At 56.5% G+C, this 17694-nt stretch carries 20 protein-coding genes; 9 read left to right on the top strand and 11 right to left on the bottom strand.

Features of this window, described 5'->3' with window-relative positions; all coding sequences use genetic code 11:
• Window positions 1-1038 carry a GlxA family transcriptional regulator gene (locus ACQY4Z_RS07145; RefSeq protein ID WP_428527935.1) on the top strand — a complete coding sequence of 346 codons (1038 nt, stop codon included), beginning with the start codon at window positions 1-3 and terminating at the stop codon, window positions 1036-1038.
• 37 nt (window positions 1039-1075) lie between these two features.
• On the opposite strand, the gene ACQY4Z_RS07140 is transcribed toward ACQY4Z_RS07145, so the two are convergent.
• The 5 genes from ACQY4Z_RS07140 to ACQY4Z_RS07120 all read right to left on the bottom strand — a co-directional run bounded on the left by ACQY4Z_RS07140 (window position 1076) and on the right by ACQY4Z_RS07120 (window position 5706).
• On the bottom strand, window positions 1076-2236 hold the full coding sequence (locus ACQY4Z_RS07140; protein ID WP_428527933.1) for a cell wall hydrolase: 1161 nt from the start codon (window positions 2234-2236) through the stop codon (window positions 1076-1078).
• A 316-nt stretch (window positions 2237-2552) separates the two neighbouring features.
• Window positions 2553-3536, bottom strand: coding sequence for an NUDIX hydrolase (locus tag ACQY4Z_RS07135; RefSeq protein ID WP_409689376.1), 984 nt, complete (start codon window positions 3534-3536; stop codon window positions 2553-2555).
• Window positions 3537-3548: 12 nt separating this feature from the next.
• A complete protein-coding gene (locus ACQY4Z_RS07130) occupies window positions 3549-4058 on the bottom strand; it encodes a tyrosine phosphatase family protein (RefSeq protein WP_409689378.1) in 510 nt (169 codons plus the stop codon).
• 69 nt (window positions 4059-4127) lie between these two features.
• A complete protein-coding gene (locus ACQY4Z_RS07125) occupies window positions 4128-4790 on the bottom strand; it encodes a YfbR-like 5'-deoxynucleotidase (RefSeq protein ID WP_428527930.1) in 663 nt (220 codons plus the stop codon).
• A 25-nt stretch (window positions 4791-4815) separates the two neighbouring features.
• Entirely contained in the window at window positions 4816-5706 is an 891-nt protein-coding gene (locus tag ACQY4Z_RS07120; protein WP_428527928.1) for a YgfZ/GcvT domain-containing protein, read from the bottom strand.
• Between the two features lie 364 nt (window positions 5707-6070).
• Between ACQY4Z_RS07120 and ACQY4Z_RS07115 the strand changes: the two genes are divergently transcribed.
• The 3 genes from ACQY4Z_RS07115 (at window position 6071) to ACQY4Z_RS07105 (ending at window position 9392) form a co-directional block, all read left to right on the top strand.
• Window positions 6071-7312: a L,D-transpeptidase family protein gene (locus ACQY4Z_RS07115; protein ID WP_428527926.1), complete on the top strand. Its 1242-nt coding sequence runs from the start codon at window positions 6071-6073 to the stop codon at window positions 7310-7312.
• 144 nt (window positions 7313-7456) lie between these two features.
• Window positions 7457-8719, top strand: a complete 1263-nt coding sequence (locus tag ACQY4Z_RS07110) for a DUF3419 family protein (protein WP_428527924.1) — start codon at window positions 7457-7459, stop codon at window positions 8717-8719.
• Window positions 8720-8738: 19 nt separating this feature from the next.
• A complete protein-coding gene (locus ACQY4Z_RS07105) occupies window positions 8739-9392 on the top strand; it encodes a class I SAM-dependent methyltransferase (RefSeq protein ID WP_428527922.1) in 654 nt (217 codons plus the stop codon).
• A 10-nt stretch (window positions 9393-9402) separates the two neighbouring features.
• Here ACQY4Z_RS07105 and ACQY4Z_RS07100 read toward each other — a convergent pair whose 3' ends face one another.
• Window positions 9403-10092, bottom strand: a complete 690-nt coding sequence (locus ACQY4Z_RS07100) for a hypothetical protein (RefSeq protein ID WP_428527920.1) — start codon at window positions 10090-10092, stop codon at window positions 9403-9405.
• Between the two features lie 171 nt (window positions 10093-10263).
• On the opposite strand from ACQY4Z_RS07100, the gene ACQY4Z_RS07095 reads away from it, so the two are divergent.
• On the top strand, window positions 10264-10902 hold the full coding sequence (locus ACQY4Z_RS07095; protein WP_209172809.1) for a LysE family translocator: 639 nt from the start codon (window positions 10264-10266) through the stop codon (window positions 10900-10902).
• Between the two features lie 87 nt (window positions 10903-10989).
• On the opposite strand, the gene ACQY4Z_RS07090 is transcribed toward ACQY4Z_RS07095, so the two are convergent.
• The 4 genes from ACQY4Z_RS07090 to ACQY4Z_RS07075 all read right to left on the bottom strand — a co-directional run bounded on the left by ACQY4Z_RS07090 (window position 10990) and on the right by ACQY4Z_RS07075 (window position 12907).
• Window positions 10990-11262, bottom strand: coding sequence for a hypothetical protein (locus ACQY4Z_RS07090; RefSeq protein ID WP_008193146.1), 273 nt, complete (start codon window positions 11260-11262; stop codon window positions 10990-10992).
• Window positions 11263-11454: 192 nt separating this feature from the next.
• Window positions 11455-11868 carry a TIGR02301 family protein gene (locus ACQY4Z_RS07085; protein ID WP_428527918.1) on the bottom strand — a complete coding sequence of 138 codons (414 nt, stop codon included), beginning with the start codon at window positions 11866-11868 and terminating at the stop codon, window positions 11455-11457.
• Between the two features lie 69 nt (window positions 11869-11937).
• Window positions 11938-12366, bottom strand: coding sequence for an NUDIX hydrolase (locus ACQY4Z_RS07080; RefSeq protein ID WP_428527916.1), 429 nt, complete (start codon window positions 12364-12366; stop codon window positions 11938-11940).
• 28 nt (window positions 12367-12394) lie between these two features.
• Complete coding sequence (locus ACQY4Z_RS07075) at window positions 12395-12907, bottom strand: hypothetical protein (protein ID WP_209172812.1); 513 nt, start codon at window positions 12905-12907, stop codon at window positions 12395-12397.
• A gap of 118 nt (window positions 12908-13025) precedes the next feature.
• Here ACQY4Z_RS07075 and ACQY4Z_RS07070 point away from each other — a divergent pair, with 118 nt between their 5' ends.
• From ACQY4Z_RS07070 to ACQY4Z_RS07055, 4 genes are all read left to right on the top strand, one after another.
• Entirely contained in the window at window positions 13026-13772 is a 747-nt protein-coding gene (locus tag ACQY4Z_RS07070) for an SOS response-associated peptidase (RefSeq protein WP_428527913.1), read from the top strand.
• 282 nt (window positions 13773-14054) lie between these two features.
• Window positions 14055-14846, top strand: coding sequence for a prephenate dehydrogenase/arogenate dehydrogenase family protein (locus ACQY4Z_RS07065; protein WP_428527911.1), 792 nt, complete (start codon window positions 14055-14057; stop codon window positions 14844-14846).
• Window positions 14847-15046: 200 nt separating this feature from the next.
• Window positions 15047-16474, top strand: a complete 1428-nt coding sequence (locus ACQY4Z_RS07060; protein ID WP_428527909.1) for a DUF1254 domain-containing protein — start codon at window positions 15047-15049, stop codon at window positions 16472-16474.
• 131 nt (window positions 16475-16605) lie between these two features.
• Window positions 16606-16803, top strand: coding sequence for a tetratricopeptide repeat protein (locus tag ACQY4Z_RS07055; protein WP_428527907.1), 198 nt, complete (start codon window positions 16606-16608; stop codon window positions 16801-16803).
• Here the strand turns inward: ACQY4Z_RS07055 and ACQY4Z_RS07050 are convergent.
• Window positions 16784-17671, bottom strand: a complete 888-nt coding sequence (locus ACQY4Z_RS07050; protein WP_428527905.1) for a LysR substrate-binding domain-containing protein — start codon at window positions 17669-17671, stop codon at window positions 16784-16786. The genes ACQY4Z_RS07055 and ACQY4Z_RS07050 overlap by 20 nt on opposite strands.
• Between the last annotated feature and the right edge of the window lie 23 nt (window positions 17672-17694).

Here is a 17694-nt window from a genome sequence, read left to right as displayed (position 1 = left end):
ATGCCGCAACTTGATGATAGTCCCGAAGCCATACTCCAAACGGCCGAATTGAGCGGTGCCGCACAGGCGGCATCCGGGGTCACCAGCATCTGTTTCCTGCTTCTGGACAATTTCTCGCTGCTGTCCTTTGCATCCGCCATTGAACCCTTGCGCATCGCCAACAAGATCATGAAGCGCAAGGCGTTCGAGTATGTGTGTTGCACTCTGGACGGCAACGACGCCCTGGCGAGCTCCGGTGGGATTATGCGGGTGGATTGCGCATTGGATGATGTGAAGTCGGCGGATCTTCTGGCGATTTGCAGCAGCGATGATGTCGAACTGAACAGCCTGAGCCCTGCGCACAAAAACCGGATCCGCCGCTTTGCGCACCAGAAAACCCGGATCGCGGGTATTTGTACTGGGGCCTACGTTCTTGCGGATCTTGGGTTACTCGAGGGGCGGCAATGCACGATCCATTGGGAATATGCTGATCTCTTTAAGGAGCGTTTCCCGAGGGCCAGACTCATCGACAGCCTGATCCAGACCGACGATCACTATTTAACATGTGCCGGCGGGACGACGGCGCTTGATCTGATGATTGGCTACATCGCCGATCTGCATGGTGGAGCGGTGGCCAGCGATGTTGCGAGCATCGCGCTGCATCAGGACATGAGATCGGGTAGTGAACGGCAGAACACGCTCATGCGGGATGAGCTCTACCTGATCCCGCCGCGTCTGCGCCGATGCATTGAACTGATGACTGAAAACGTCGGCGAAACCCTGTCTCAGAACGAGCTGGCGGCGCGGCTCAATGTCAGCCCTCGGCAACTCCAGCGGGATTTTCAGCACTATTTCGAATGTTCGCCGCTCGCCTATTACAGCAAGATCCGGCTCGATATTGCTCAGCGGCTGGTCTGCCGGACCGCCATGCCGATTATTGAAATCGCGGTGGCTTGCGGGTTTGCCAATGCTTCACATTTTGCCAAGCGCTACAAGAGCTTGCACGGCAAGAGCCCGATCGAGGATCGGCAGGCGAAAGGCCGGCCCCGGCAGCAATGATCGCAGAAACAGATTGAGAAGCCGAAGGACGGCTGGATCAGTTCCAGCCGCCGGCGTAGGTCTTGTAGAAGATGTGCAGGCCGATCTTGCCGCGTTTTGCCATGGACTTGGCCCACCGCGGATTGACGTAGTCGGCATGGTAGTGGGTCGATGCGTCGACCATCTTCAGGAATTCCTTGCCGTCGGTGACGTCCCGAGCGATACGCTCAGCTTTCTTCCACGCACCAGGGCTGGCGATCCGGTCGCGTATGCCATCACAGGCGAAAGAGAACTGGCAGCGGTTGCGCTTGTGTTTGTTCTGATAAACGACACCGCAGATGGAATCCGGATAAGACGGGTTCTTGACCCGGTTCAAGACCACCTGTGCAACTGCGATTTGCCCCTCTTCGGACTCGCCGCGTGCCTCAAAGTAGATGGCTTCTGCGAGACACTTTTGTTCTTTGCGGGTGCCGACAGAAAGGGGAAGCGGGACCTGGGCCCACCAATGCGGATTATCAGGATCTTCCGCCGGCGGCAGTTCCTGTTCGTACTTCGCAGCGCCAAAGAGTGCATCAAACGGCTCTTTAGTTTCTTTCACGGAATCTGGTGCATAGGCGGATACGAGAGAGAAGCTGGCCGCGGCTGCGTTGCGGGCCATCATGACCTTTTGAAGATCAATCGGAGCGCCGGGCTCGAATTCGTCGGAACTGGATTTTTCATCCAGTGGTTCGGGCTTTACAAATGCCACTCGCGGTAGGTCTTCATGCTTCTTCTCGGTCGAAATGAGACTGGACATGGCGTAGAGATTGCCAGCGGCCTGATCCACCATGTGGCGGTCCGGTGCCATCGTGATCTTCCGGTTTCCCTTGGCCGACACATTCGTTTTGATGCCGTCCGGAACCGTATCGGGGCGAACGCTGCGGGCAATATCCTCCAATCCGAGGATCGGTTTGGCGTCAAAGTCCTTGTCAGCGGATGTCAGCGTCAGAAGCGGTGCGGACGTATGGTCGGGAACCGCCGGGGTCGCAAGATCCAGCATCGGTGCGATGCGAGACGTGAAGTTTGCCGGTTCCAACGCCAGCATCCAGCGCGGTGTTTCCTGATGTTTTGCATTGATTAGGGCAAAAATGTCCTGATTGCCGACTTGGCCCTGGAGACCGAAGAACAGTAAAGGACTTGCCAGAAGCACACGCGACATCTGTCGTAGACGCGCACCCATCTTGCGGGAACCTTGGTTTTTGCGAGTAGAAAACCGCTTTACTTCGCGGGACTTAAGGCCAGACATACGCAGCCAACTCCAACTCAATACACGCTGTCCGAATGCGCCGGATCAATCATCGCTAACGTTGTGTAAACGTCCGCTCTGAAAGACAAGATGTCTGCTTAACCTTGAAAGACCGTTAATAAGCTGGAAATTGGCAGAATTTCTTGAGGTATGCGGAAATAATCAGCGGCTTATGGTTAATACCACTGAGAAAAATCAGGATGAATTGACAACCTGTGGCCTTGTTGCAGGGGCAGATGATCTCGGGGTGTTACCGGCCGCCAACACGCAGGCCAGGTGCCGGCCGTTCGCTCAAGAGCTGATGCTTGAATCGGAAGAGGGCAGCTGGCCGCCCACCGGTCGCCGTTGATGTCGCACCGGTCGGTTCCACCAGGTCGGCGTTTTCAACGAGGCGCCGGAAGTTCTGTTTGTGGAGATGCCGGCCTGAGATGGCTTCGACCGAGTTTTGAAGGTCAGTGAGGGTGAAGGCCGAGGGCATGAGCTCAAAGATCACCGGCCGGTATTTGAGCTTGCCGCGCAGCCTCGAAATCGCGGTCGCAAGGACACGGCGGTGGTCAAACTCCATGGAAATGCCAAACGGCGGGATCTCATCCCGCTTCAGGGCCGCCGGACGTCCATCCCTTTTGGCCTCGGCGACAAGGCCCGCCTCGTAGAGGAGCTCAAAACGTTCCAAAGCCCGTTCTTCGTCCCAGTCGGTTCCTCCGGTTCCAAAGGCAAGGCGGACGCGTTCGCTCCGGGCGAGGGCGCGCGGAGGCTCACCTTCTTCCGGTGGCTCTTCAGCCCAGCTCTCCAGAGCTGGCAGCATGTCGGTATCCAGCAAACCCGGGCGTCCGGCCCGCCAATCTTCCCATGGGAAGTAGTCGTACCAGGACCGCCATGCCGAATGATGGCGGGACAGCGTCTCTTCTGAATCCGGTGTTTGGCGTGTCAGGGCGAGATATCCGACAGACACCACATGCGGGCCCTCGTCTCCCGACACCCTGTGCCGTCCCCGGTCTCCAAACGTGTAGAGCTGTTCGATGTAGCCCAGCCGGAGTGCGGTCTGGTTTTCCACCCAGGCGCGCAGCCCGATCTCAAAAGTCCGGTGATGGAGAGGGTCGAAAGGACCAAAGGGCAGGCTGTCCGCCATATCCTTTTCCGGTTCTTCCACATGCACGATTTGCGGCATGCCACCCGCGACCGACACGATGACCGCATTCAGACCAATTTCAATGCTGGCGTGCCGGTGCGGCATGAAGGCTCCTCGTTAATCGTATATGGGCATCTCGAAGGGGGCACCCTCGAACGCGTTGGCACCGCGCCCGATGCCCCGGATGGCGTCAATCATCCGGCCATCACGATTGAGGATTTTGTCCGCCATCGCAACAATACGCGGGTTGGGCGTTGCGGAGGGCGATTGGCGGCGCAGCTTCGCGGCCACAGTGTATTCGTCTGCCTCCGGATTGAGCGCGCAAGCGGTCACATAAGCACCCGCGGTGGAGCGGCTGATCCCGGCCCAGCAATGAATGACCATAGGCGATGTCCGATCCCATGCCCGGACAAATGCCAGAAGCTGCTCAACATGGCTTTCACCGGGCGGTGTCAGCCCCTTAACCGGCGCTGGGATATCATTGAACGACAGGTTCAGATGACGCTCTGCAGAAATGCTGGGCGGTGTCGGAACCGGCATTTCGGCATTGATCAGGGTAACGAGTGACTTGGCGCCGGTTTTTTCAACCGTTTCGCTCAGCCGGGACAGGGAGCACACGTGCAGCATTCAGGTTCCAGAACGAAAAATCAGTGCCGTTGGGGCGTAAGGTGAAGGTAGGGCTATTCGCCGGTCAGGTCACCTGCTTGCGCGTCCGGTTTTCGGTTTTTTCCCAGCTTCCCGCAGGGCTTCGATCAGTTCGAACCGTTCCATAAACAAGGTTTCTGCTTTCGCGACGGGCAAAGGTTTCAAACCGTACCGCAACTTGCCATCCGCATCGGCGGGATAGCCACGGGGACGGCCGAAGATTTTGGCAGCTTCCTTGTCATCGAAGCCAGCAAGTTCCACGGCTTCAAAATAGGCACAAATGATGTCCGCCCGTTTGCAGAGTTTCTTGATCGTCTGCGGCATGTCCGCAGGCAGGCCGAAACGCAAATGAATGGCACCTTGCAGACGGTGTTCAACCGCCTTGTAGGCTTCACCAATCACCGTTTTAAACGGGGAAATCATGTCGCCGATCACATATTCCGGGGCATCGTGGAGGAGGATTGCAAGCCGCCAGTCCGGCGAGATATCTGGCTTCAAGCTGAGAGCGATGTCTTCCACGATCAGCGAATGTTCCGCAACGGAGAACGCATGATCGCCGTAGGTCTGACCGTTCCATCGGGCGACACGAGCAAGGCCGTGGGCAATGTCGGAAATCTCAACATCGAGCGGCGAGGGGTCCAAGAGGTTCAGCCGGCGGCCGGACAACATGCGTTGCCAGGCGCGGGGTGGCTCATCGGAACGGGAAGCAGACATTGGACCCCTGTCGGTGGGTGGAACGTTACTCCGCTGCCTTGGCATCCGGCCAGCCGAACTCTGCCCAGTCTGGCAGCTTGACGGTGATGGCCACATCTCCGCAGGTCAGCGGGACGTCGTTTTCAATGGCTTGGTGCACCTTGTCAAGGCGCAGCAGGGCAACGCCAAAGGCTTGGCCGTCGATCATTGTGGACGAGCCGAGTTCGCCGACGCTTTTGTCGTTGGCGATGACAGCTGTGCCCTTGTCCGGAAGCGCGCCGGCTGCTTCGATTTGGATAAATCGTTTGCGGGCCGTGCCCCGGTGGTGGACACGCGAAACCACTTCCTGTCCGACATAGCAGCCCTTTTTGAAGGAAACGCCGCCGAGCTGATCCATATCCGCATCGTGCGGGAAAATGTCGGAGTATGCGAAATCTTTCAGACCCTCCGGAACTCCGAGGGCGACACGATGGGCGTCATACGCTTCAAGATTCTTGATCGTGGCCCCAGACTTTTCCGCAAAATCGGCAGGGCCGACGACCCGCTGACCGAGCGCTGCAAGACGCGGATCCGTCACAACAAATTCGGCGCCATTTGTGTCTGTGAGGTCTTCCCCCCAAACGGCAAACACGCAGACATCTTCACCGGCAGCTTCCAGGTCCACCTTTGCCCGCAAGCGGTAGAATGTCAGGCGCTTCAAAAGATCCGCGGATGTTTCTTTGGGCGCATCAATCAGGTAGCCGCCGTTCTGTTTGTAAATGAGGAAATCGAAGAGGATCTTGCCTTGGGGTGTCAGCAGCGCGGAAAGAGTTGCGCCCGGGTCCGCCAGCTCATCGATGTCGGCCGTCACGAGGTTTTGCAGAAAGTGCTCGGCATCCGGGCCAGCGACGCGGATCAGGGCACGATCATGAAGCGGTGCGATATTGGGGGATGACACGGAAAAACGCTCCTTGAAGTTCTGCCAGACGAGGCCTTGGACGGCAGATAAGCCCTTTCGTGTACACAGACAAGGTATCGGCCGGAGATCGCGCCCGGACAATGCGGCTGAACCCTTCAGCGAAACTCGGTAACTGGTGTGCCGCGCCGGCCAGAAAGAATGTGTCCTGAAAAACACACCCGGAAACTCTTCGAATTTGTGATGTGAATAACAGCCAGCCCCCCGCTAGTGTGCGAGGAAAGGTGCGCTTAGAGGGACTGGACGCTTGGAAACCATTTGGTAACCTTATGTCCTAACCCAAAATACACGGCTCACTTGTAAGGTTTTCTAAGGGCTTATGGGTATTGCGTTGGGGAGCTCGGGAATGTTTGTGACGAAGTACGGTGAAAGACCTTCGAAATCGCGCGCCGCTGGGCGCAGGCTTTCGCAGCTCGCTTGTGCGGCTTTTCTGACCCTGGCAGCGGGCTCAACCAGCCTTGCCAGCGAAGCAGTTCAGGGCACGCCTGAAGAGGTCCAAAAACAAGACCCGTTGCATTTTCTTGTGTCTCTCGATGAGCAACGTATTGATGTTTATCGTGGGTCTGAACTGATCGAAACATCGCCGATTTCGTCCGGAAAACGTGGCAACAGCACCCCAACGGGCGTGTTTTCCATTCTGGAAAAGCGGCGCAAGCACTTCTCCAATCTTTATGACAACGCCCCGATGCCGTTCATGCAGCGCCTGACGTGGTCTGGGATTGCGCTTCATCAGGGCAAACTCCCCGGGTATCCGGCGTCTCACGGCTGCATTCGTCTGCCGCGCAGCTTTGCCAAGTCAATCTTCGGCATGACAGCGCGCGGTAATCACGTGGTCGTAACGCGTGCCGCGGCAACACCAATGACTGTCACGCACAGCGCTCTGCCACAGCCTTTATCGCCCTCCACCAAGGTGGCGAGCTTGTCTGCACAGAACATTGCCATGGATCCGGCGCTGCGCGGCGCGATCCAGCCAGCTGTTCTCCAGACGCCCTTAGCAGCTGCAGAACCGGAAAACCCTCATTTCGATCAACCGCTTCGGATGATCATCACGCCGCAAAAGCCGCCGAGCAAAAACAAGGTACTGCAGCGGCTTTTGAACGAGCTTGGATACAATGCCGGGCCGGTCGATGGCGTGGTCGGGCGCAAGACCCGGGCAGCGATCGAGCTTTATCAGGAAGGCGCGGACCTGCCGATCACCGGCAACATCACCGACAGTCTGGTGGCGCGGATTTACCGTGAGGCCGGGTATGAAAAGCCCCACAATGCCAAGCTCCGGGTCCGCCGCAAGTTCCGCGATGTTTACAGCGCGCCTGTCACAATCAAGGCTGCCGGCGATGACATCGGCACCCATGTCTTCACCGCACTTGATTTCAAACAGGGCGACCCGTCTGTCGAGTGGATTGCCGTCTCCGCAGAAGGCGAACGCGGCGGCGCATCATACGAAATCCTGGATCGACTGGTGATCCCGCAAAAGGTCGCCGAAGACCTTTCGAAAATGCTGACGCCGGGAACATCATTGACCGTGACGGACCGCAGCTATCAGCGCAACACGGGTCTTGGCACTGACTTCGTTGTGATTACGCGCTGACTGATCGACCAAGCGTCTTGTGCCGGAAATCCGGCGCAAGACTATTATCCGGATAACCTCACAATTCTGGCGTGAACGTCACCAAACTGTCGTCACTCTCCCGTATCGCAAGGGAACTTTCGAACAGCGATCCGGGAGAGCGAGATGCCTCAGAGCACGTTAACTGCATCCAAAAAACGTCTGAAAAACGCGGTGCACCGCTCGGATGCCGCGTCCCGCGATGGAATGCTGGAACGGCTCTTTACCTTTGCATTCAAGGGCCTGGTCTATCCGCAAATCTGGGAAGACCCGGATGTCGACATGCGGGCGCTCCGTCTGACCCCGGAAAGCCGGATGGTGACGATTGCTTCTGGTGGCTGCAACGTGATGTCATACCTGACCGCCAATCCCGCAGAGATCACCGCAGTTGATTTGAACCGGGCACATGTGGCCCTTGGCCGTTTGAAACTCGCTGCGGCAAAGCATTTCCCGAACTACGAGACATTTTACCGGTTCTTCGGTGAGGCGGACGAGAAGGCCAACGTCGCAGCGTATGAGCGTTTCCTCAAAGCCAACCTTGATCCGGAAACGATTCACTACTGGGAAGGCCGGGATCTGGCCAACTGGGGCCGCAAGCGCATAACGCTGTTTTCGCGTGATCTCTACCATCATGGTCTTCTCGGCTACTGCATTGGTGCCGGGCATCTGGTCGCCCGCCTATACGGCATTGATCCCAAGCACATGGTCCGGACCAAGTCTCTTGAAGAGCAGCGCAGCTTCTTCGACACGGCTCTGGCGCCACTGTTTGACAAACGCCTGGTCCGCTGGGCGACGTCGAAGAAGATGTCTCTTTATGGTTTGGGCATTCCGCCGGCACAGTATGACGCGCTGGTATCCGGCAATGCGGACGGCAACATGTCTGCGGTTCTCAAAGAGCGTCTGGAGAAACTTGCTTGCGATTTCTCCATGTCAGACAACTACTTCGCGTGGCAGGCCTTTGGCCGGGGTTATGCGCCTCAAGATGGCGGAACGACGGGTAAATCCGGACCTCTGCCGCCGTATCTCAAACGCAATCATTTTGAAGATATCCGTGACCGCGCTGGCCGCGTCCGGGTCTTGAACCGAAACTTCACCGAGCATCTGCAGAGCGTTGGCGAGGATGTCCTGGACGCATACGTGCTGCTGGATGCACAGGACTGGATGACGGATCACCAGCTCAATGCACTTTGGAGCGAGATCACGCGGACGGCGCGTCCGGGCGCGAGGGTGATCTTCCGGACGGCTGCCGAACCGAGCCTATTGCCGGGCCGTGTTGCCGACGAGATTCTAGACCGCTGGACCTATGAAGCTGAGGAGAGCCTTGAGCTCGGCCGCCAGGACCGATCCTCAATCTATGGCGGGTTCCACTTGTACGTCTTCAAAGGATAGGCGACCGCCGCAAAACGTCATGAGCCACACAGCTGACACCGCAAGCCTGATGGATGCGGTCTACCGCAACCAGCGCCACATCTACGATCTGACCCGCAAATATTATTTGCTCGGCCGGGACCGGCTTATCCGCGATTTGGCGCCGTCGGGCGGCAGTCATGTTCTTGAGCTTGGCTGCGGCACAGGGCGCAATCTGATCGCGGCGGCCAAGCGTTATCCTAACGTGCGGTTTTATGGCCTCGACATTTCTGAACAGATGCTGGAGACGGCCCGCGCGAATGTCGAAAAAGCCGGCCTCTCAGACCGGATCATTCTTGTTCGCGGAGATGCTTCAGACCCGGCGGCGGTAAAGCCTCTGGGTGTCTCCCAGTTCGAGCGGGTGTTCTTCTCGTACACCCTGTCCATGATGCCGATTTGGCGTGAGGCGCTGGCGGCTGGATTGGCGCATCTGGCTCCTCAAGGGCGTATTCACATCGTCGACTTCGGCCAGCAGAAGGAGCTGCCGGTGTGGTTCAAGGCGCTACTAATGAAATGGCTGGCCTCTTTCCATGTCACACCGCGTGCGGATCTGCAGGATGAACTGCAGGAATTGGCGCAGGACAACGGCGCCACATGTTCCTACAAGCCGATCTATCGCGGCTATGCGGTAATGGCAGACCTCCGCAAACCGTGATCTTTCCGGGTCAATCGCCGGCGACAAAGTAATGCAGGGTGCCATCCGGGCCAATGCCGACCCGGTAGAAATTCCAGGCGCCGTATTGCTCCATTTCTGCAAAGTCTCCAGAGGTTACGATCCGGAACAGCTCAACCTTTTGCTCCGGCGTTAGCTCCTGGATCGGATAGCGGGAGAAATACGGCCAGACATACATTTCCTGCGGGGTACCGGCGTCCACATGTACGAAACCGGCGTCCAGTATGTCTGCGAGTATTGCCAGGATCTCGTAGCCTTCCCCATCGCCGGAGCTCTCTTTCAGGAAATCGATCGGATCTTCAATTTCTCCGAACGACAAGGTCGGCATGACCTCGTTGCTTTCCAGAATGATGCGCATCCGGTTTATATCGCCGGACAGAGCGGCCTCCATCATCTGGGAATGCATGCGGGCGACGGGTTTGGGCAGATAGGACTTGTTGTAAAGGATTTGCGGGCGATCCTGGAGGACGTCCGGGACGTCCGGGACGTCACCAATCACCTCATCAGCACCTTCCAGGGTGCCAGGCAGATCTCCCAGTGGGATCGTTTCTGGGGAAGCCGCAGGACTGTCTTCACCTTGAGCGGGCGACACTTCAATCGTCTCGACAGTGACTGTTTTGGCTGGAGCGTTCCCAACACACAAGAGAAAGGCAATGCATGCCCCGAGGGTGTGCCATTTCATGGGTCTTTCTCCTTTAGAATCGCCGTACCTTCACCCGCTCTTGTTTAATCAGTTCATGCCAATGTGAAAACAATAAGAAACGGCGAGGATATGCTTGTGGCGCATGGGCTGCGGCGCTATCGAAGGTATTCCCTCCCGCTCGGGCGACGAAAACATACCTAAGGCTGGCCTGTGACCTTTCTGGAATATGCCGTTATCGGCTTCTTCATCGGTATCATCACCACTGCGCCGGTCGGACCCGTCAACGTCATGGCCATCCAGCATGCCGTGCGCAGTGGGTTTCGCCATGGGGTGTTCGTTGGACTTGGGGCTGTTGTCGCAGACACGCTCTACGCGACCGCCGCGATATTTGGCGTCTCCGCCGTCACGCGGTTCATCGAAGGCCAATTCGATCTGATTGAAATCGTCGGTGGGGCGCTTCTGATCATTTTCGGCTTGAAAATCTGGAACAGCCATCCGCATTTGAATGGCGGAGATGACGGCAAGGAGCACGGGTTCTGGGGCGATGCAACGGCGGCGTTCTTTATGGCCATCACAAACCCTGGAACAATTCTCGCGTTTATCGCGATTTTCGGCAGTCTAGGGGACTGGCGCCCGGACCACGACAACTATTTCGGATCACTGATGATGGTCGCTGGCGTCACGGCGGGCGCCTGTTCCTGGTGGGTGTTCATCTCTGCGACAGTGACCCATTTCAGATCCCGCATCGACGATGCCTGGCTTGACCGCGCAAATCATATTGCCGGGGCCATTTTGATGATCTTCGGCGGGCTGATCTACCTGAAACTGGCTTACGATCTGATCCGCTGATTTTGCAGTCTAGGCTTTGCGCGAAACGAGACTCAAAAAGGCCGGACGAACCGGCCTCTCCAAATGTCGGTATTTGCCAAGCTGATGCTACTGCAGAACCCGGTTGACCGTATAATCGCCGCGCTGAATGCGGTCCGGCAAACCTTCGGCCAGTTTGGCAACTGCATCTTCGCCATAGGCCGCAACGAGGTCGGCGAGGGCGGTGAACATGGCAGCATGTGCGACAGCATCCGCATCGACACCATTTGCGATAGCTTCTGACCAGGCTTCAGAGATGAAACCCAGTGCAGCGCGCCGAATATCCTCGTCTTCGGCAAATTCGGCTTCCATTGCCGCTTCGGCGTAATCGTCGTTGATCATTCGTTCCCTTACCGGTATTTCCCCGACGCGCATGGAATCAACTCCCGCGTGTCCCATTCCCGAATCTCATGAACTGATCCTAGCACGGTGAATCGCGCTGATAAGCAACCGTGAACACAAACTTAACGGCCACCCACAAATTTGATGCAAAAAGTTTACGAACTGATAACGAAATGGAAAAATCTGCCGGGTTCAGCGCCCGTAACGGCTGGTCACGTCGGATATGATCGTTTCGCCTTGGCCCAAATACTGTGCCATGGCGAGACGTGCGGCATCCGTACAGTCCTGATAAGCGACTGAAAAACCGCGATAACCCTGATTGAATCGCTCGATGAATCGCCGCCGCCGGTTTTCATCCCGGGTTTCAGCGTCGAGGAATTCCTCCATACGATCCCGCCAGGTCGGCGTGTCGTCTTCTCCGCACAGCGGACGCAGGTAATGCAATGCTCCGAAGATTTCAGACAGCCGCATCAGCTGCGGTTCATAGGGCGGAGCGTTGACGCCGGGCGTGTCTTGAGCAGAGGCCGAAAAAGGTACGGATACCACAAGAAACGCCGCCAAATAGGCGGCGGCGGGAAACCCAGGTTGTATCGCGTTTCCGAACATAGGACGATCATGCGCCGGGCGTGCGCGTCCTGCAACAGCTATGGTGCGTTGACCCCAGGAATTCGCTTCTCAGGAGAGCTTGGAGAGCAGGCGCCGGATCCGCGCCGGTGTTCCAGGTGTCGTGATGCGGCCGTCCAGGTCTTCTAGGGCCACCCATTCAGCCGCGGTGGCATCATCACCGGCCATCACGGTCCCGGACGGGTTTTTCGCAACAAAAACCGCCAAAACGAAATGAGAAAGGATGTTCCCGGTTTCATCACGTTGGATGGAGTCAAACACCTCGACGGGTCCGGCAAGCTCTGCCTTCAGCTCGGTCTCCTCGCGCAGCTCCCGCGCCGCGGACTCTGCAAGTGTTTCGCCGAACTCCACCTTGCCGCCAGGCAGGCTCCAATGGTCCTTGTAAGGTGGTTTGCCGCGCTTGATGAGCAGCGCGGAGCCATCCTTATGGCAGAGCACACTGACGCTGAGAACGGGGACGGAAGGAAAGGGGCGGGACATACCCAAACTCTGTCACATAAAAGGTCGATCAGGCAAACAGGGCGTCGATCTCTGCCTGTGCGTCATCGCCTTCGGGTTGCTCGGCTTCCGGTTTGACGTGACCGTGGATCACACCACTTGCCGTCGAGATCAGTGGTTTGATCTCGTGGGTCGCGAAGTCGGCGATCTCCGCAGCGATCACTGACGGGTCTTCGGTTTCGCGGAGCTGATCCTGGATTTGAGCCACGAGCGCATTGATGTCGGAGACGCGAGCTTCAAGGTGCTCGCGGAGGTGGGCCGGTGCGGCATGATAGGCAAGGATCGCCAGTTTCTTGTCCTTGAAGGATGAATTCTCAAAGTGCCCTTCATAGTCGAGCGGCTGCCATTCCAGAACGTCAGCGGCGCAATCCGGCATTGCCGGCAGCATTTCGAGCAGCATCATCACTTCATTGAAATGGTTTAGGTAGTCGGTTGCCAGGCCGGTCTGGGAATTGATATTGGCCTGCTCCAGCCGTTCGGCGGCCAGCTCACCGGCGCCCAAAACTGGATCCACACATTCCATACCCGACCCCCGATTATGTTACTTTTGAAAAAGCTAGCGCTTTATCGTTTCAAATTGCCTAACTTCACGTCATTTCTTGATAATTCGCAAACGGGCATGTGAATAAGGACAACCAGACATGTGCGGACGTTACAGCCTGACAGCCACACCGGACGATGTACGGGCGCTTTTTGGCTACATCGATCAACCGAATTTTCCGGCACGCTACAACATCGCGCCGACTCAACCGGTGGCGACAGTGATCAATGCGCATGGCCAGCGGCGGTTTCAACTTGTCCGCTGGGGCCTGATCCCGTCCTGGGTCAAGGATCCGGCAAGTTTCACGCTTCTGATCAATGCACGCGCAGAGACGGCTGCCGAAAAACCATCTTTCCGGTCGGCGATGAAACACCATCGGTGTCTGTTTCCAGCCTCCGGTTTTTACGAGTGGCGGCGGACGCCCGAGGGCAAGCAACCTTTCTATATTTCGCCTGCAGATGGTGGGCTGATGGCCTTTGCGGGCCTTTGGGAAACGTGGTCGGATCCGGACGGCGGCGACATGGATTCCGGGGCGATGCTGACCACGCAATCCAACCGGATGATGGCGGAGATCCACCATCGAATGCCGGTGATTCTGAAGCCGGAGAGTTTCGAGACATGGCTGGACACCGGCAATGTGCCCGTTCGCGATGTGAAACAGCTGATGCTGCCAATCGAAGACGATTATCTGAAAGCTGTTCCCGTCTCGTCGCGGGTCAACAAAGTCGTGAACGATGACCCGGATCTGCAAGTCGAGGTTCCGCTTGAGCAGACAGACGCTCCGGAAAAGACAAGCCGAACTCATAAGAAGGCGGCTACAGGCGGTGGACAATTGGATCTGTTTTGAGTGTCCAGGAACTTATGGTTTTCGAGCCAGTGGACTGGCCGGTGTGAGGCCAAACTTCCAGACTGCTGCGCCGCAGTTCATAACCGCTATACGGCGGTCATTGACTTTGTTCGATTGGGTGCATTAGACCTAGCCACATGATGAAGTTGAGTTCGCCATGTCAGGATTATTATCCGCAGTTTACATAGCTGCGGGTCATTCATCATTGGTTTTCCGCTGCCCCTGACAGCGGTCAACATACAAACGACCTTTTGCCGGGCGGCAATTACAAAGGTCGAGATATTGAACACCAAAAGAAGAATTCATCACACGTCACTGGGCATCGTAGGCTTTGGTGCTTTCGGGCAACTTGCCGCGCTTCATCTGGGCAGGCATTTCGAGATATCGGCGTATGATCCATCCCCGAGCCTTGCGAAGGTTGCACAGCAACTCGGGGTGACGCTCTCGTCGTTTCATTCAGTGACCCAGGCAGATGTGATCCTAATTGCCGCACCGGTCTCTTCCTTCGAGCAGGTCGTTCGCGAAATCGCTCGTACTTGCAAGCCGGGTGCGCTGATTGTCGATGTTGGCTCGGTCAAAGTAATTCCGTCGGAAATCATGCAGCGGCTGCTACCGAACGGCGTAGACATCGTAGCAACTCACCCGTTGTTTGGTCCTCAGAGTGCTGAGAAAGGCGTTAATGGGCTGAAAATTGCGGTTTGCCCCATTCGGGGAAAACAACACGTTCGGATGGCGGCGTTTTTACGAAAATCTCTTGGATTGAAAGTCATTGTAACGACACCAGAAGATCACGACCAAGAAGCCGCAGTTGTTCAAGGGCTCACACACCTCATCGCTAAAGTGCTATTGAGAATGGGGCCTTTACCAACGCGCATGACAACAAAGAGCTTCGACTTGTTGTCAGAGGCAATATCCATGGTTCAGTACGATGCACCGGAAGTTTTTGATGCGATTGAGAAGACCAATCCCTACGCTGAGGCCGTGCGACGCCAGTTTTTCGATTTGGCGGCGAGTCTGAATGCCGATTTGGAGGCGGCCTCGACGACAATTTCACGCAACGACACGGGACGTTGATAGAGCAGTAAGGATTCGATGGTTCTTGAGCCAGAGGAACGACCGGTGTGAGACCTAAGCAGACGGGGCCCACCCCTTTTCTTTTCCATAGCGATACATGCTACGAAACAAACGCTTCGCTTAACAACGTGATTTGCAATGATTAGTGCCTTCTAGGAAGCTTTTCATCTGGTAGGCCGCACATTTTCAGAGTGAAACAAATGCCCTTAGACCGAATCCTTCAGAGCATTCGCGCAGTTGCAACCATTTTCGCGCTTGCATTTGCTGTTACCAGTGTAGCCGCGAACACAGACGTAGATTTGTCCGAACGACAGAAAGCCGAATATGACTATGCTTACACCTTAGGGGTTCAGGCGGTGGTCTACGGCTGGGCACCTGTCATGATGGACGTGGCACGTGTACTGCAGACGTCTGTTGACTCACCGACGAACAACGGACAAGCGCCAATCAATCAACTGGGTCCAATTACCCGGCTTTGGGACTACCGTGATCAGTCCTATGCAACACCTAACAACGACACACTTTACATTCAAGGCTGGGCTGATCTGGAAGAAGAACCGCTCGTGTTGTACGTACCCAAGATCGAAGATCGCTACTGGATACAGCAAATTTTGGACATGTATACTGAGTCGGTTGTTGATCTGACTGGTGCAACAGTGGGCGATGGCGATGAATATTTTGTCCTTGCAAAGCGTGGGTACGAAGGACCCATCCCGGACGACCTGTCGGTGTACTATTCGAACACGCGTTACATTTGGCTCGCAGGACGCTTGGGCGTCAGTACCCCTGAGGACCAAGAAGCGGCACGAGAAGTTCAGAAGCTGTTTCGTTTGATGTCCCTTAGTTCATACCCGGACGGCGGTGAACAGCCCGAACCGCTTGTGTCCAACGGTGCGCCCACGGTGTCGTTCCCGTCGGGACTGGATTGGTTCAAACGTCTTGATGATGTTCTTGAGGCAAATCCCTTGCCTGAAGCCGCGGCTATGACGGACCAATTTGCTTTCATAGGCATCGGGTCAGACGACGCAGACGTCATTGACTTGTCCAACACGCGGAAATCAGCGCTGAAAGCGGCATTTCAAGATGGCTTTAGCATTGTTGCCGATACGGCCAAGTTCACCGGCACGCCAGTGAACGGTTGGAATTGGGAATACGAAGCCGGACGCTACGGCAACAATTTCCTCTTGCGCTCCGCAGTCAACATGAACTCGGTGGGTCTGAACTCGCCAGAGAGGGCGATGTACCCCAAACGTTTCGTAGATGATCAGGGGCAGCAACTTAATGGCAATAACGCATATGAGATTACGTTTCCTCCCGACATGCCGGTCAGAGGAGACGTAGGCGGCTTCTGGTCTATGACTATGTATGACGACACAGACCGGTTCATGGTGGAGAACGAGATTGATCGCTATAAAATTGGTACCACAACTCAAGGCTTGCAGCGCAACGGCGACGGCTCGTTGACAATTTTCATTTCAAAGGACAGGCCCAACGATGCCAAACGTCTGGCCAATTGGCTACCTGCTCCGGATGGTAATTTCATGCTGCAGATCAGGCTTTACGAGCCGCAGGACAATGTAATTAGTGGAGACTTCGAATTGCCGCAATTAAACAGGGTCGAACCGTAGGATTGATCAATTTCGGAACAACTGCTTTGTCCGCAGAGTAGTGATTTGAATTTGGTTCAAGAACAACCTTTTGCCGTGCATTGTAACCAAGGCCGCGATAGGAGAGGGCTTCAACGAGAAATGAGAGCCTGATGAGCGACGATCAAACCGATTTCGACGTATCTGACATGCCTGCCGCAACCGTCGAGAACGCCGCGCTTGCTGAAGCTTACAATCGGGGTTTGAAACTCGAAAAGGCAGGTGATCTCGTCGCAGCGGCCGGGTCCTACCGGGAAGCTTTGGCACTCGATCCGTTCGATCCTGGCGGCTTTATTCGCTGTCTGCCATGAACTGTTCTACGAGCCATGCTTTGACGGAAGCGACGGCAACCGTCGGCGCAATGCCTTTGGGCTGGACGAACCAATACGCATGGCTTGCATCCAGCGAAACGGCAAATGGAGCCACCAAGCGCCCGGCCGCAATGTCCTCGGCAACGAGCAGGGATCGGCCAAGCGCAACTCCCTGATGTTCGACAGCCGCCTGCAGGATTGCGCCGTCGTCCCCAAGGCGCGGCCCGTCGGGTGGGGTGCGGTCACATCCTGCAGCCTTGAACCAGGTCGGCCAGTCTTCCGGGAGGTCACCGTAGAGGAGCGTGGCGCGATACAGATCACTCGGTGCAGTCAGCTCATACGTGCGCTGATACTCTGGCGAGCACACCGGGCGAAGGGTCTCGTTGCCGAGCCTAAGCGTGTCCAGATCAAACCCGGGCGAAGGGCTGTAGCGGATTGCTGCATCCACACCCTCGGCGGCAAAATCCACCAAATGCCTGGATGCTGTAATGCGAAGATCAATATCCGGATTCGCGGCCTGGAAACTGCCAAGCCTCGGCGCAAACCATCGCGCCGCGACGGAGGGCAGCATGGAAAGTGTAACGACGTGATCGGATCGTCTTGCATCGGCAACGGCAGACCATGTGCGGGAAAATGCATCTGCCAGCCGGTCAGCCAAACGCTCGCCTGCCGGAGTGATACGCAGCCTTGCGCCATTTCGAACAAATAGAGCAACACCAAGTGTGGCTTCCAGGTCTGACACTTGTCGCGACACACCGCTTTGTGTGATGCCGAGTTCGTCTCCCGCCGCGGTGAAACTGCCGCAACGCGCGGCCGCCTCGAACACCTGTAGCGACCTGAGAGGTGGCTTTGCATGAGTAGGAGGCATGCTGATCCTCACATATTCGCATT

Origin of the sequence: Roseibium sp. (genome assembly GCF_965276855.1) — a bacterium.
GTDB lineage: Bacteria > Pseudomonadota > Alphaproteobacteria > Rhizobiales > Stappiaceae > Roseibium.
The sequence above is the reverse complement of the archived record's forward strand: the minus strand, read 5'-3'. Positions and strand labels throughout refer to the sequence as shown.

Bases quoted from the DNA above. Each gene is read 5' to 3' on its own strand.
- ACQY4Z_RS07145 (WP_428527935.1), top strand. From the start codon at position 1: ATGCCGCAACTTGATGATAGTCCCGAAGCCATACTCCAAACGGCCGAA.
- ACQY4Z_RS07140 (WP_428527933.1), bottom strand. From the start codon at position 2,236: ATGGGTGCGCGTCTACGACAGATGTCGCGTGTGCTTCTGGCAAGTCCT.
- ACQY4Z_RS07135 (WP_409689376.1), bottom strand. From the start codon at position 3,536: ATGCCGCACCGGCACGCCAGCATTGAAATTGGTCTGAATGCGGTCATC.
- ACQY4Z_RS07130 (WP_409689378.1), bottom strand. From the start codon at position 4,058: ATGCTGCACGTGTGCTCCCTGTCCCGGCTGAGCGAAACGGTTGAAAAA.
- ACQY4Z_RS07125 (WP_428527930.1), bottom strand. From the start codon at position 4,790: ATGTCTGCTTCCCGTTCCGATGAGCCACCCCGCGCCTGGCAACGCATG.
- ACQY4Z_RS07115 (WP_428527926.1), top strand. From the start codon at position 6,071: ATGTTTGTGACGAAGTACGGTGAAAGACCTTCGAAATCGCGCGCCGCT.
- ACQY4Z_RS07110 (WP_428527924.1), top strand. From the start codon at position 7,457: ATGCCTCAGAGCACGTTAACTGCATCCAAAAAACGTCTGAAAAACGCG.
- ACQY4Z_RS07105 (WP_428527922.1), top strand. From the start codon at position 8,739: ATGAGCCACACAGCTGACACCGCAAGCCTGATGGATGCGGTCTACCGC.
- ACQY4Z_RS07100 (WP_428527920.1), bottom strand. From the start codon at position 10,092: ATGAAATGGCACACCCTCGGGGCATGCATTGCCTTTCTCTTGTGTGTT.
- ACQY4Z_RS07090 (WP_008193146.1), bottom strand. From the start codon at position 11,262: ATGATCAACGACGATTACGCCGAAGCGGCAATGGAAGCCGAATTTGCC.
- ACQY4Z_RS07085 (WP_428527918.1), bottom strand. From the start codon at position 11,868: ATGTTCGGAAACGCGATACAACCTGGGTTTCCCGCCGCCGCCTATTTG.
- ACQY4Z_RS07080 (WP_428527916.1), bottom strand. From the start codon at position 12,366: ATGTCCCGCCCCTTTCCTTCCGTCCCCGTTCTCAGCGTCAGTGTGCTC.
- ACQY4Z_RS07075 (WP_209172812.1), bottom strand. From the start codon at position 12,907: ATGGAATGTGTGGATCCAGTTTTGGGCGCCGGTGAGCTGGCCGCCGAA.
- ACQY4Z_RS07070 (WP_428527913.1), top strand. From the start codon at position 13,026: ATGTGCGGACGTTACAGCCTGACAGCCACACCGGACGATGTACGGGCG.
- ACQY4Z_RS07060 (WP_428527909.1), top strand. From the start codon at position 15,047: ATGCCCTTAGACCGAATCCTTCAGAGCATTCGCGCAGTTGCAACCATT.
- ACQY4Z_RS07055 (WP_428527907.1), top strand. From the start codon at position 16,606: ATGAGCGACGATCAAACCGATTTCGACGTATCTGACATGCCTGCCGCA.
- ACQY4Z_RS07050 (WP_428527905.1), bottom strand. From the start codon at position 17,671: ATGCCTCCTACTCATGCAAAGCCACCTCTCAGGTCGCTACAGGTGTTC.